This window comes from Chloracidobacterium thermophilum B (assembly GCF_000226295.1).
Taxonomy (GTDB): domain Bacteria; phylum Acidobacteriota; class Blastocatellia; order Chloracidobacteriales; family Chloracidobacteriaceae; genus Chloracidobacterium; species Chloracidobacterium thermophilum.
On sequence record NC_016024.1, the window covers coordinates 1,843,386 to 1,856,270 of the forward strand.

Sequence of the window (12,885 nt, forward strand, 5' to 3'; positions counted from 1 at the left end):
CTTCCCGTGATCAAGTGTCACGGCGCAGCCACCTGAAGCTGGATTGTCGCCGATTGCCGCAGGATCGACACGCCATCCACCGGGGGCAGATCGAGAACACCCAGCGCATCGGTGACATAGGCTTCCTGACGCATCCCCACAAGGACACAACTCAGGTTGGGCAGGCTGCGCAGGGTATTGATGGCCATCTGGCTGAGCGTTTGGCCGTCATCCGTATAGCCAGACGCGCGGAGCCGCCGCCGTATCTCATCCGACTGCGGCTGGGCCTGGGCGGCAGCAAAATGTGCGACGGAAGCCAGCGCGTCATTGGCCAGCCCGATGAAACGCTCGCGCCAGCTTTGGAAAGCAGCTTTGTGACGGGAAGGTAGCTCAAGCTGTCCCAGCCACTGCTGCACCGGAGCGATGACCAGCCGGTAGGCATTCTGCTCCCAGACGAGTGGTGAATCGAGGCGGGGCGCAAGCTGAAGCAGCCAGTCAGCCAACCCTTTCCCGAACATCAGAGGGAGTCCGAAATCAGCCGCCAGAAGCGCCTCGTGCTCCCGAAGCGGCGACAACTGCTGGGAAAGGTCATCCAGCGACACCTGACTGCCGGGCGGGATAAAGTCCGCCAGCCGTACCAGACGTTGCCGGGCAAAGGCATTGAGCGGGCGATTGGCGAGCGTGCCCAGCCCGTGGGTAGCACAAAATTCCAGGGGCGTGAGGCCATCGTTGTTGATTTCCGTGACGGCTCCGGTTTCGAGAAGATTGAGGGGAAACTGGACAACTCTGAAGTGATGGTTGGGTGTCACTGACTCTGCCTGGGCCAGACAGCGCGCGAGGCTGACATGTGTCGGGTCATCAGCCGACAGAGGAAAGTGATTCGACGAAATGCCGTAGAAGCGGATGACGCCGGCCGCAACTTGGGTTTCGAGAAAAGCAAATGCTTCCCGAATCCGGCGGTAGAACGCTTCGTGATCAGCCGCCGTAATGCCACGCTTGGCGCAGGCCATCAGGAAGTATTCGGGATTGTGCAGCAGCAGGACGTCGAGCGTGACAACGCCCATGCGTTCACGGCTGCGCTCGATTTGGGTGGCCAGAAATTCCGGGTGGATGCAGTGCCACAGTCCCGGGCCATACCTGACGACTTCGGGAAAGTTGCGGCTCTGGGCCAAACGCATGTTGTCTCCCTGGATGTAACCGGCCTTGGTCACGAGAATCACCGCCGAACGGTCGGTCTCACGCAGGACACGTCCAATTGTGCGTTCGGCTCCGCCGTCCGTGTAGTTGGCACTGGTGTCAATCAGATTCCCCCCGCGCTCCAGATAGGCCCGGAGTGCGGCTTCATGGGAGGGTTCGTCTTCCTCCACGCGATAGGAGCCAAAACCCAGCGGATGGCACCACAGTCCTGTCGTTCCGAGTGGCTTGAAGCCAGGTGGCGGTGTCAAACCTGCCGGCTGGGCGTAACCTTCAATTCGGTGGGACATACCAACGCAAGCCTCTGGGCAACAAAAAAGCCTTTGCCAAGGCAAAGGCAACAGGTGACACGAAAAAACTCCCGCCCTACCTGCCAGACGTTTTAGACGAACTCCTTTTCGAGGAGCAAGTGGGCTTTACGCAGCTCAAAACGCGCGCGTCCGAGATTTCCACCAGGGTTGAGAATAATGATGAGAAAGTATTCGCGCCCAATGAGGCGCACGACGAGCAGAAAATTGTCCGACATCAGGGTGAGTTCATTGAGTGCCCCAACCCCGGTGTCGGACGACATGCGCATCGTGTTGCGGAGGAGCGTGGCATGCGAGGTGGCAATCAACGCGACCCGCTCCCCCAAATCCATTTTGGATGGGACTTGCACATGTTCGATGGCCAGTCCGTCAAGTCCCATGATGGCTATGCCGATACTCCCCTCGACCCGCGCCAGAATGCCCTGGAGCAGTTCCGAAAAGGTCACGGTTGCCCTCCGCTGGTTGCCGGCTGGGGTGAAGCGGGTGGCTCACCGCCTGAGAGGATGTTCTCGCCACGTCCAATCCGGGGTGTGATGAAGAACAGCAACTCACCAGTCGTACGCGACACCGCACGCCGCTTGAAGAGTTCACCCAGCAGCGGCAGGCTCGAAATGCCTGGTGTCCGAAACACGTCCGTAGTTTCAACATCATTGAGCACCCCGCCAATGATGGTCGTGCCACCATCGGGCACGAGGACCTGGGTGGTGGCAGCACGACGGCTGATGCTCGCAAGACCGTTGATGGCCTGTCCTGGAGCATCATTCGTCACACTCACCCGTAACAGGACGTTGCCTTCGGTTGTAATCTGCGGGGTAATCTTCATACCAACATTGGCATCAATAAAGGTCACCTGCTGCGCCACACCAATACCAGCCGTGGCAACAAAGGGAATCTGGGTTCCAGAAATAATAGTCGCGTCTGCGTTATTGAGCACCGTGACACGCGGGGCCGCTATGGATTTTGCAATTCCCTTTTGCTCGTTGGCTGTCAGGGTTGCGGCCAGCAGAGAAGTACCAATAGGTCCGGTAGTCAGTGCCAGAACCGAAGACCCACCACCGGAAATACCCGATGCCGCCACTGGCCCAATAAGTAACCCTGGTGCCAGCGAGGGGTCTGTTGTACTGCCATCGCTTGCACCGGTGTTGAGAAATGTGTTGGCTGAGGTCGAGAAGGCGGCTGCTCGCCCTTGGCGGGTTGTCGCAGCAGCAAAGAGCTGAACGCCAAGCTCACGCGCAAAGTTACGCGAAGCAAAGACGATCCGGGCTTCGATTTCAACCTGCGGCTCTGGCACGTCGAGACGCGCAATCACATCGCGTACCTGTTCAAGGTAGGAAGGAATGTCGGTGATGATGACCGTGTTCGTCCGGGGATTGATGGAAATCCGCCCGGCCGGCGAAAGTGACTGCTGAACAATAGCGACGAAACCGATTCCCCCGATCATCCCGCCTATGGGTTGCCCACTTGGGCTTTGAACTCCAACGCCGCCTGCCGCTCCTCCCTGTTGCGTGGCTGCATTTTGGTCAACACGCTCGTACTTCAGCTTGAAGTATTCTGTTACCGTTGGTGCGCTGTAAATTTCTTGGAGACGCTGGTTACGCCGGTTTTGCTCTTCTTCCGTGATGGCAGCTACCGTAGCCACCCGAACGATCATACCTTCACGCCGGTAAGTCAGTCCGTTGGCGCGGAAGATCGATTCGAGAACCTGCGTCCAAGGAACCTGGTTGACTTTGAGTGTGACCGGCACTTTACCAACGGATTTATCCAAGACGAAATTCACGTCGTAATTATCGGATATAAACCGGAGAATGTCCGAGAGATCGACATTTGTAATGTCCAGACTCACCGGTTCGCCCTGGTAGGAAGGGTCGCCAAACTGGGCCCCACGGCTGCCCTGTGGGGTACGCCCGGCAGAGGGTGCTGGCGCATTAGCAGGGGCGCTGGAAACCGCAGCCGAAGCAGTTTTGTCTTTGGCTGCTGGCGCCGCTGCCGGAGGTGCACTGCGGGACGGCGGGACGGTCAGCGCGGCTGGCTCTGGTTTCACACTGGCTTGGCGGGCCGGCGTCACAGGCAATTCAGCAGCGGCCGGCGTTTCGGTGGCTGGTGTGTCACTGGCAGCCGGAGTAGTGGATACCTCTGGTGTGCCACTTGGTACTGTAGCCGAGGCCGAAGCCGCCGTTGCAACTGGATTGGCGACCGTCCGGGGCATCGTTGCCGGACGGTCGCCAAACTGCACAACCAGTCCGGTTTCGGACTCAGAAACCGTGTAGGCCACGGTCTGCTTCAAGTCGAAAACCACGCGAGTGGTACGCCCATCCGGTTCTCCCACCCGCACCCGGGTCACCATCTTGTCCTGACCAGCCAGTACACGTTTTTCAACCGCAGCTACGGCATCAAAAAGGTCCACGACCAAGCGCGGTGGATTCTGAAGCAGGAAGTGGTTGTACTTGGCTTTGGCGGTCAGTCCCAACTCAGCAATCGTCATCGGCCCGGCTTCCGACAAGGTCACCGACTGGAGGAGCGTTGATTTGGCGCTGGCAGCCTTGGCTGTCCGGGCTGCGCCAGTCCTGCTGAAAACGACTGGCTGTACCGGGGATGCTGGCACAGCACCAGATGCCGAAGGTTCACCAGCCCTTGCTAAGCTCAGCGGCTCAAACTCAATGACCAGGGTTTTGGCATCGTTTCGTAGATAGGAACGCACGTGGCAGTCTTCGCGCAAAGTAATGTCCAAGCGGGCAGTAGCCTGTCCGACAAGGCCCGACCTGACAACCACGGACGCAACCAGCCCTTGCTCCGCGCGATATTCAGGCTGCAACGCCGATACGTCGGCACCGTGTAGCTCAATGGAAACCAAGTGTGGTTCTGGCTTCGATACGTTGTAATCCAGACGGGCCGTGCTCTGTAGCTGCACGCACGTCACACGCGATGCATCAGAACGCACATCAAGCGTGGAGACGACAACGGTCTCCACTGCCGCTTCCGAGGCCCGGAGGGGCACAGCGCCACACCACCCAAATCCACAGAGCAGAAATAGTGCTGCACCAGCGCAGGAGCGTTTTGGCAGGGATTTCATAACTCTCCTCCAATCAAAAGGTCCATCTTTTGGAATCTCAACCTGAACAAATACCTGCAGGCTCCGACTTGCAGAAACCGCAGTACATACCACGCTTTGGTCTCTGGCACTCCTCGAACCTGCCTGACCATTGACTGATCCAACCAACAAATCCAGCGAACAAGGCGTCGTCCTAACGCATCGTCTTCTTTCTGGAGGCCGGGATTACGGCGTTCCCGTTGTGGATCTGGGAGCGTAATCAAGAAAACGCTGCTTGGTGACAAGCTGCCCATTGCTCCGCACAATGATCTCTGAGCAAGTGACCCGCCCTAAGACTTGCGTATCACCGACGCCAAATGACCGTGGCACACGCTGGATGTTGATGACTGAGCCATTCCAGAACTTTGAGCCTTCACGCACAAACAGGGTCGTGTTCAACTTCTGATCCTTGAGTAAGGCTCCAAGCCCACGTTCCGTCGAGTAAATTCCGATAACCTGCAATTCTTCCACCAGGTACTTTTCCGATTCAGCCGGTGGGGGCTGTCCCTGTTCCAAACGGCGGTCACGAATTTCACGCCATTTGGCTTCCCGTGTGGGAAAGTCAGGATAGGGAAGGTCTGTTACTGGCGGGCGGTATGGATCCCGAATCTTGCTACTGTCTTTGAATGGATCACGTCCGGTCCCGGTATAACTTGGGGATATAGTACTTGCCGGCGGGCCAGAGGATTTCCCATCCTGACTCCCTGCGCCTGTGGATGACACAGCAGATGACACTGACACACCACCGGCTGCCTTTTGAGCAGCAGACGAAGGTGACTGACCAAGCGTCAGTCCTACAAAACCTGGCAGCACCAAGCAAACCAGGCTACTGATGGCTGCTCTGCGGCACGTGCAACAAACAGTGTGAATACCCATAGGGCTTTCCTCAGAGGGTTTTCCTCAAGAAATATTCGACTGAACTAGCCCCAAAACCCACAAAAACCTATCTGGTTCAGCCAGTCTTAGCGCATCCGCAGCGCGCATCCGCAGCAAACCGGAATAGCAGCTCTCATTACCTTGACTCATCTTACCTTGACTCATCATCAAGACTCAGGATGTCCTTCTCAGAAGCGAAGAACATCGTGATTTCATAACTCACTTCAATGGTCAGTCTGGGGGTCTGGGGGCTGGCCTGACGGATTTCGACATCCGAAACCCGGACGATGCGTGGGAGGGCAGCAATATCGGCAAAGAGTTGACCAATCTGATCGTAGGTCGTACCAGCTTTGACACTGACAGGCTTTTCGTAATAAAAGCTCTGCTTCCGAACGGGACCAGGACGAAATTCGCGGACGATGGCAGAACGTCCCTGCGCAATTCGCTGTAACTGGGCCAAGGTTTCAGACAGGCGCACCTCTTCAGGGATGTTCGCGCGATATGCCTGCAAGTCACGCATGTATTCTTCAGTTTTTTTCTTGTATTCGCTGAGCTGCACACGGACGTTTTCCAGCTCGCGCACTTCACTATCAAGCTTTTGTGCTTCCTTCTCATCGCGCTCAGCCTGGGTTCGCAGGTCGCTACATACCGAGATGTCAAAAGCAAAGACTGCCACAATAACCACTACGAGGGTAACAACAACTTGTAATAAAAAAGTCATGACATGAACTCCCTGCTACTTTACAGTCTGCGCCGCTTGGGCAGATTGGGCTGAACCTGATGGAGCTGCTGGTTGGGGTGGATTGTAGTCACAGACAATGGTGAATTTCAGCGATTGCTGCTCAGTGACATCTGGAAGGACCTGCCCTGTCTCCTGGAAGGTTGGGTTGACATTAGTAAAGAGACCGTTTGAGCGAAGTTCAAGCTGTTGCGCGAACTCAATAACAACGTCCCGGTTTTTCTTTTCGCGATCTCTTTCAGACCGATCCACCACTCCTTCAATGGTGATTTTGCTGCCCCGCATTTCGATCCGCTCCAATCGAACACCTTCGGGAATACGTGCATTGATTTGGGACATCATCCCAACCGGGCCTCGTCGCTCAGCATCGAGTTTTCTGATGATCTCCAAACGTGCTTCCAGTAATTTCTTCTTTTTCTCGTATTCATCCCGCTCTTTCTTGACCTGCTCCAGTTCGGCTTTTTGTTTTTTGGCCTGATCCAGATGTGCTTTGGCCTCGCGAGCTTTGGCATTGCAGAGATACCAGTCAAGACCAGCAATGACAATCACCAAGAGGAGCCCAACAAGCACCAGAGGAATTATCGCAAGACTTCGGGTTGTAGCCGGAGCAATGGTAGGTGTCGGCTCACTGACTGCACTTGTGGCAAGATTGATTTTCGGCATGTTCAATGTCCGTCAGTCAGCAGTAAACGACCAACTGACTCCCTTTCTATATGCAATTGCGTCACAAGGTACGAATCCAACCAGAGAAGGCAAATGCTCCCACACTTTCTATGGAAGCCGGCCATACCTTTACTGTCCAGGCTGGCGCGCAGCCAACCCAACAGCCACAGCCATCGTGGGTGACATTTCACGAATATACTCTTCATCAAATTTCCCCGAATCCACCTTGATCCGGGAAGGATTGAATGCATTGAACCGCTCAACCGGAATTCCAAATCGTTCCGAAAAGGCAGAAGTCAAGCCAGATATTTTTGAACTCCCTCCAGCAACCAGCACGCGGTCTATGGGGGCCACATCCGACGAACTCGTGGCACGCCAGAAATCCATTGTTTTCTGAACTTCCATGGCGAGGATGTCCGTCACCGAATCAATCAGTGACTGCGCATCGCTCGGCTGCAAACCATTGTCTGTTGGAACCCCCCGTTTCAGGGCTTCGGCCTGCTCAAAGGTTAGTCCCAGCTCTTTTTGCAGCAGGTCGGTATATTGGTTACCACCAGCCGAAATATCACGGGTGAAGACTGAGTTCGATCCGCGGACGATATTGATGCTCGTCACAGCTGCACCTATGTCGAGCAATGCCACAGTCGCTGTCGGCATTGGTTGGTAGTTGACTTCGTAGGCGTTTTGCAGGGCAAAAGCATCCACGTCAATAACGACTGGATTTCTCCCCGCCTGGGAAATGACGGTTGTGTACTGGGCAATCTTGTCACGCTTACAGGCCACCAGAAGAACCTGCATGACACCACTCGCCGGATCGCGGCCGACGACAGAGTAATCCAAGTTGACATCCGTAATGTCAAATGGGATGTGCTGGTCGGCTTCCCACTGAATCCGTTCAGCCAGCTCATCATCGGTCATGTAAGCAACTTCAATCTTCTTGATAATAACTGAGTGCCCTGAAACTGATGTATGGACATCTTTGGTTTTGATTTTGTGCTCACCAAGAAGGCGGCCGATAGCATCGCTGACGTGATTCAGGTCAATGATATGGCCATCCACAATAGCGTCGGGAACAAGATTGGCATGACCAATGTTCAGAAGCTTATAAGTACCGTTTTTGACCGGTTGGAGTTCCACCACTTTGATGGCACTGGAGCCAATGTCAATACCAACCGTGGTCTTGGCACTACCGAAACCCAGCAGGCCCATAGCGAAGCTACTGCCTCCATTTCTCACAGGAGTGGGGTATGTACAGAGCAAGCCTGGGTAAAAACAGAAACCTGCATGTCAGCAACCAGAGGCCAGAACGCCTGCCAACGGATTGGGCACGAAGCCCAACCGAGGCTGAATGAATCTCCTCGCACTATCGCGCCATGCATTCCACGCACTCGTCATTCGTAAAGAAAACGTTAACCTGGCTCTAGTGAAAGAGCACGCCACGCAGTGCAAGCAATATGACCCTGGAGCCAATGAGAGTACGCCCTGTGACGACAACTGCCCTGTTCTTTTGCGTACCGTATGGTTATCACCACGCTCCCGGCACGTCAACCTCTTTTTGAGAAAGGTGTACGTGAAGACAATACAAGGTGCTGCACTTTCAACCAATTGGTGACGGGCCCCGGCCGGCCTCCCCCGCGCCGTGCCCAGGCGGTTCATTGCACCCACGCCCGAAACGCACTAGAGTCGCGGGCGTGAGTGCAAGAACAGGACCCTACCTCACACGCCACAGTGGATGGCTTGCGCTTGGGCTGGCGCTGGTTGGGATGCTGCTCTGGACGCTGTGGCTGCGGCCACGACCAGTGTCGCCCAATCTGGCCCGCTACAGCCCACGGGAGGCACTGGTCTTCATCGAAGCCGGTTCGCTGCCGGACGGACTGCGTCGCTTTGAAGACCTGTCGCTCTGGAAAGACCTCAAATCGGCTATTGGCGCTCCCGGACAGTTCGAGGATGTCCTACACGGGGGCCGGCTCATCGAGTGGTTCGACATTGGCCCGGCCGAAGCACGTCTGCTGGCCCGCGCCCGCTGGGGACTGATCGTGACGGGCATCACCGCCGAAGTCACGCCCCCCCCTGTGGCGGCCCCGTCAAACATGCCCGGCTCGAACCCGGGCAAGCCCGCGGCCCCGCCGTCTGCGGATGGCGCCACGTTGGATGTGACCCCCCAACTAACACTGTGCCTCGCCACCGGGCTGTCTGCAGCAGAACTCACCAGCCTCGCGCGGGAGCGGCTCCCCCTCGTGGCGCGCAAGCTGCTTGGCCCTGACCTGCAACCTTCCGAACACGCTGATGCTGGCAGTCAGGTACTGTGCTTTCGCTCGCCAGCACGTCCTGAAGCGGCACTCTGGGTGGCTACGCGCCGCGACCTGCTCTTTCTGGCCAATCACGAAGCCGCCCTGCGGGCCTGTCTCGATGTCGCCGACGGCCGCCGCCCGCCCCTTGCCGGAGTTCCCGCCTTTGAAGACGCCCGTCAAACGGTGCAAGGTCAATCGTCCTGGCTTTTTGCGTTCATCAATCCGTCAGGGCTGGAAGCCGCGCTTCGGCTCAGGCAGGGACTCCCCGGCGCTGGTGGCACTATCTCGGCCAACGGTCAGGAACAATCGCTGCTGACGGCCCTGCTGACCGGACTTTCCAACGGACTGGGGTACAGCCTCGACGTTCAGGCGGGACAGGTCGTGGAGCGTTACCATCTGGCACTGCACCCGAATATCGTCGCCGCCCTTCGGCCACACCTGCGTCCGGCGCTGGCCACGCCCCACGTGGAGCGATTCCTGCCGCCGACCGGTGGACTGACAGCTATCGGACTGGCACAACCACTCACGGCACTTGATCAGGTACAGCTCGCTCTTGCGGCCCACAGCCCGGCTCCGGTGGCGTTTCTGAGCCGGGAGCTGGTGGTTGGACTGCGCGAACGCTATGGGATTCGCCCCCGGGAAGCCCTCGATGACTTCCTTGGCGAGCAGTGGCTGGTGATTGACCCCGGCCGCAGAACTCCAACCGCTCTGATTTTGGGCGTGCCAGTCCGCGACCGCACCCGTCTCCTGCCGACGCTGGACCGTTACCTGCGCGCGGATGGTGCCAACATCACCAACCTGAGTCTGGGTACAACCGGTATCCTGCTGGCTGCGTCAACGCACCGGGACGGACGGGCGGCATGCTTTCTGGATGACTGGTTGTTTCTCGGCGAGCGCAGCGTTCTTGAACAGACGCTCCCCCAGGCCATGGCCGGTGCGCCACCGCAACCCGCCCGTTCCACATGGCACGGGACACCTGACGCCTTCCTGCGCCGCGTCAACCAGCCCCGGGAAGACCTCGAACGCGCCACGCTGGCGCTCATCGCCCTGACCCGCGCTGGCGAGGCCACACCTTCCAGGTTGGGTGAACGGGCCATCCGGCGCGCCATCGAACGCCAGCCGCCAGCCACCGGCTACCTTCAGCTTCGGGAGGATGGCTGCTTTGGTGAAATGCGCTCGCCGCTCGGAAATCTTGCGTATTTGACTTCGCTGTTCGACAGCCAGTGACGTAAGCTACAGGCTTTGACATCCATCCCGGTCAACGGAAAGGCGCACCTGACATCATGACAGCTCCCAAACCAAGCCTTGGTATGGTCAGCCTGGGCTGTCCCAAAAATCTGGTTGATAGCGAAGTCATGCTCGGCCTGGCCGCACAAAGCGGCTATGCCATCACTGACGATGCCGGTAGCGCCGATGTCATCGTCGTCAACACCTGCGGCTTCATTGAAGCGGCTAAACAGGAATCCATAGACACCATCCTGGAGATGGCGGCGCTCAAGGCCGAACGGCCAGGACGGCGACTCATCGTGGCCGGATGTCTGGTCGAGCGTTACCGCCAGCAATTGCCGGCAGAACTCCCGGAAGTGGATGCCTTCATCGGCACGAATGAACTGGAGCAACTGCCACATCTGCTCCGTACGCCTGCGGCCACCGTCACGCCCCGGCCGGTCGTGCTTCGTCCACGAGGCGGCGTCCCCCAGCGCGAGCGTACGCGGCCGGACGCCGATTATCTCTACAGCGAGACCACCCCGCGCCAACGGACCACCCCCCGGCACTATGCCTACGTCAAGATTGCCGAGGGCTGTGACCATCCCTGCGCGTTTTGCTCCATTCCGCAGATGCGCGGCCATTTGCGCAGCCGGCGCATCGGCTCGATTCTCGCCGAAGTCGAACGCCTGGCAGAAGAAGGTGTCCGGGAAATCATCCTCATCGGACAGGATACGACAAGCTACGGGGAAGACCTGGGGCTGAAACAGGGACTGGCCGACCTGCTGCGCGCCCTGGCGCAAGTACAGGGCATCACCTGGATACGGTTTCTCTACGCCTATCCCACCCGCATCAGCGACGCGCTGCTCGATGTATTGGCCAGCGAACCAAAGCTCTGCCCCTACATTGACATGCCGCTCCAGCATGCGGCGACCCGGATGCTGCACGCCATGCGCCGGCCCGGTTCACGGTCGTTTATGGAAAAACTCATTGCGCGCATCCGTGAGCGGGTGCCGGGGGTTGCCCTGCGGACGACCTTCATCGTTGGCTACCCCGGCGAAACTCAGGCGGATTTCGAGGTGCTGCTTGATTTCTGCGCGGCCCAGGCTTTCGACTGGGTCGGCGTCTTTACCTACTCCGACGAGGAAGGCACACCGGCTTTTGACCTGCCGGACAAAGTGCCCTCCCGCACGGCCGAAGCCCGCCGGGCAAAGCTGATGCGGTTGCAGGCGCGGCTTTCCAAACAGCGTCTCAGGCAGTTCAAACGCCGTGTCGTCGAAGTGTTGTTTGAAGGGCCTTCTGACGACAGCGACCTGATCTGGCAGGGCCGGATAGCCACCCAGGCGCCGGGCATTGACGGGCGGGTGCTCATTACCGACGCGCCGGAAGGCTTCGCGCCGCCACAACCGGGCGACCTCGTCCACGTGGAGATTACAGCCACCCATACCTACGACCTCGTGGGGCGCATCGTCCCCAACCACCGGGCTTGAAACTTCATGCCAGCACATCCTTCACCGCCAAACCAGGACGCACCGGTTCTTGTCGAAGTCTGGCGCGGCTCAGCCGTGGAGTCGCGTCACCGGGGTGCCATTGTGGCCGCGACTGCCACCGGACAGATGGTGGACGCCGTAGGCGATCCGAACTGGCTCTGTTTCCTGCGCTCGGCAGCCAAGCCTTTTCAGGCCATGGCCGTACTCCGCACCGGCGCCGCCGAACGCTTTGCTCTCACCACGCGCGAACTGGCCATCATGGCCGCTTCACACAATGGCGAGCCGGAACATACGGCCGTCGTTGCCGGATTGCTCAGCCGACTGGGACTTACGGCAGACGTGCTCCGGTGCGGCACGCATCCGCCGTTCAATCGCGCCGCGGCCCGCCGCCTTGCCGGAGCCACCATCACAGCATTGCACAACAACTGTTCCGGCAAACACGCCGGCATGCTGGCTGGCTGTCTCGCAGCCGGTTTTGCGACCGCGGATTACGATGCTCCGACACACCCGCTTCAGACTGAAATTGCCAACACCATCGCCACGATGTGTAACGTGGCAGTGGAAGCCATGCCCCGCGGCCTGGATGGCTGCACGGTGCCGACCTGGGCCGTGCCACTCCAGAACCTGGCCGTTGGTTATGCCCGGCTCTTTGCCCATTCCCCTTACCCGGAGGAAAGCCGGCGGATGGCGACGGCCATGCTGGCGCATCCCGAACTCATCGGCGGAACCGAGCGCATTGACACGGACCTGATGCGCGCCGTACCGGGGCACCTGCTCTCGAAGGTCGGCGCGGAAGGTGTCCACGCTGTTGCCGTCCCGGCAAGCGATCGCTTTCCCGATGCACTTGGGCTGGCGGTCAAGATTGAGGATGGTGACAGCTTCCGCGCCCGCAACACGGTCGTGCTGGAGGCACTCCGGCAACTGGGACTGCTCGGCGCTGAACCGTACGCGGCGCTCATGGAAAAGTACAGCCAGCCCATTCTGACCCACCGCCAGCAACCGGCCGGTGAACTGCGCGCCGTGTTTCAGCTCACTCAAGCCGCCCCGTAGA

9 protein-coding genes are annotated in these 12,885 nt (G+C 58.6%); 3 read left to right on the forward strand and 6 right to left on the reverse strand.

What is annotated here, in order from left to right; translation table 11 throughout:
• Positions 1 to 17: 17 nt before the first annotated feature.
• The 6 genes from CABTHER_RS07520 to pilM form a co-directional block, all read right to left on the reverse strand.
• Positions 18 to 1,463 (reverse strand): aldo/keto reductase, encoded by a 1,446-nt coding sequence (locus tag CABTHER_RS07520; RefSeq protein ID WP_014100016.1) that lies wholly within the window; start codon positions 1,461 to 1,463, stop codon positions 18 to 20.
• Positions 1,464 to 1,555: 92 nt separating this feature from the next.
• Positions 1,556 to 1,927: a roadblock/LC7 domain-containing protein gene (locus CABTHER_RS07525; RefSeq protein WP_014100017.1), complete on the reverse strand. Its 372-nt coding sequence runs from the start codon at positions 1,925 to 1,927 to the stop codon at positions 1,556 to 1,558.
• Positions 1,924 to 3,963 (reverse strand): type IV pilus secretin family protein, encoded by a 2,040-nt coding sequence (gene pilQ, locus CABTHER_RS07530; protein ID WP_187288354.1) that lies wholly within the window; start codon positions 3,961 to 3,963, stop codon positions 1,924 to 1,926. The genes CABTHER_RS07525 and pilQ overlap by 4 nt, the downstream gene beginning before the upstream one ends.
• A 1,633-nt stretch (positions 3,964 to 5,596) precedes the next feature.
• Positions 5,597 to 6,166, reverse strand: coding sequence for a type IV pilus inner membrane component PilO (locus CABTHER_RS07540; RefSeq protein ID WP_081464784.1), 570 nt, complete (start codon positions 6,164 to 6,166; stop codon positions 5,597 to 5,599).
• Positions 6,167 to 6,181: 15 nt separating this feature from the next.
• Entirely contained in the window at positions 6,182 to 6,847 is a 666-nt protein-coding gene (locus CABTHER_RS07545; RefSeq protein WP_041569148.1) for a PilN domain-containing protein, read from the reverse strand.
• 129 nt (positions 6,848 to 6,976) lie between these two features.
• Positions 6,977 to 8,056 carry a type IV pilus assembly protein PilM gene (gene pilM / locus CABTHER_RS07550; protein ID WP_014100022.1) on the reverse strand — a complete coding sequence of 360 codons (1,080 nt, stop codon included), beginning with the start codon at positions 8,054 to 8,056 and terminating at the stop codon, positions 6,977 to 6,979.
• Positions 8,057 to 8,538: 482 nt separating this feature from the next.
• Between pilM and CABTHER_RS07555 the strand changes: the two genes are divergently transcribed.
• The 3 genes from CABTHER_RS07555 to CABTHER_RS07565 are packed head-to-tail and all read left to right on the forward strand — an operon-like array spanning position 8,539 to position 12,884.
• Positions 8,539 to 10,365 carry a hypothetical protein gene (locus CABTHER_RS07555; RefSeq protein WP_148263980.1) on the forward strand — a complete coding sequence of 609 codons (1,827 nt, stop codon included), beginning with the start codon at positions 8,539 to 8,541 and terminating at the stop codon, positions 10,363 to 10,365.
• 56 nt (positions 10,366 to 10,421) lie between these two features.
• Complete coding sequence (gene rimO, locus CABTHER_RS07560; protein ID WP_041569149.1) at positions 10,422 to 11,834, forward strand: 30S ribosomal protein S12 methylthiotransferase RimO; 1,413 nt, start codon at positions 10,422 to 10,424, stop codon at positions 11,832 to 11,834.
• 6 nt (positions 11,835 to 11,840) lie between these two features.
• The gene (locus tag CABTHER_RS07565) at positions 11,841 to 12,884 is read left to right on the forward strand and encodes an asparaginase (protein WP_014100025.1); all 1,044 of its coding nucleotides are present in this window, start codon (positions 11,841 to 11,843) and stop codon (positions 12,882 to 12,884) included.
• Position 12,885 lies beyond the last annotated feature (1 nt).

Coding starts and splice junctions, on each gene's coding strand:
- pilM (WP_014100022.1), bottom strand. CDS start 8,056: ATGGGCCTGCTGGGTTTCGGTAGTGCCAAGACCACGGTTGGTATTGAC.
- CABTHER_RS07520 (WP_014100016.1), bottom strand. CDS start 1,463: ATGTCCCACCGAATTGAAGGTTACGCCCAGCCGGCAGGTTTGACACCG.
- rimO (WP_041569149.1), top strand. CDS start 10,422: ATGACAGCTCCCAAACCAAGCCTTGGTATGGTCAGCCTGGGCTGTCCC.
- CABTHER_RS07565 (WP_014100025.1), top strand. CDS start 11,841: ATGCCAGCACATCCTTCACCGCCAAACCAGGACGCACCGGTTCTTGTC.
- pilQ (WP_187288354.1), bottom strand. CDS start 3,963: ATGACGATTGCTGAGTTGGGACTGACCGCCAAAGCCAAGTACAACCAC.
- CABTHER_RS07545 (WP_041569148.1), bottom strand. CDS start 6,847: ATGCCGAAAATCAATCTTGCCACAAGTGCAGTCAGTGAGCCGACACCT.
- CABTHER_RS07540 (WP_081464784.1), bottom strand. CDS start 6,166: ATGACTTTTTTATTACAAGTTGTTGTTACCCTCGTAGTGGTTATTGTG.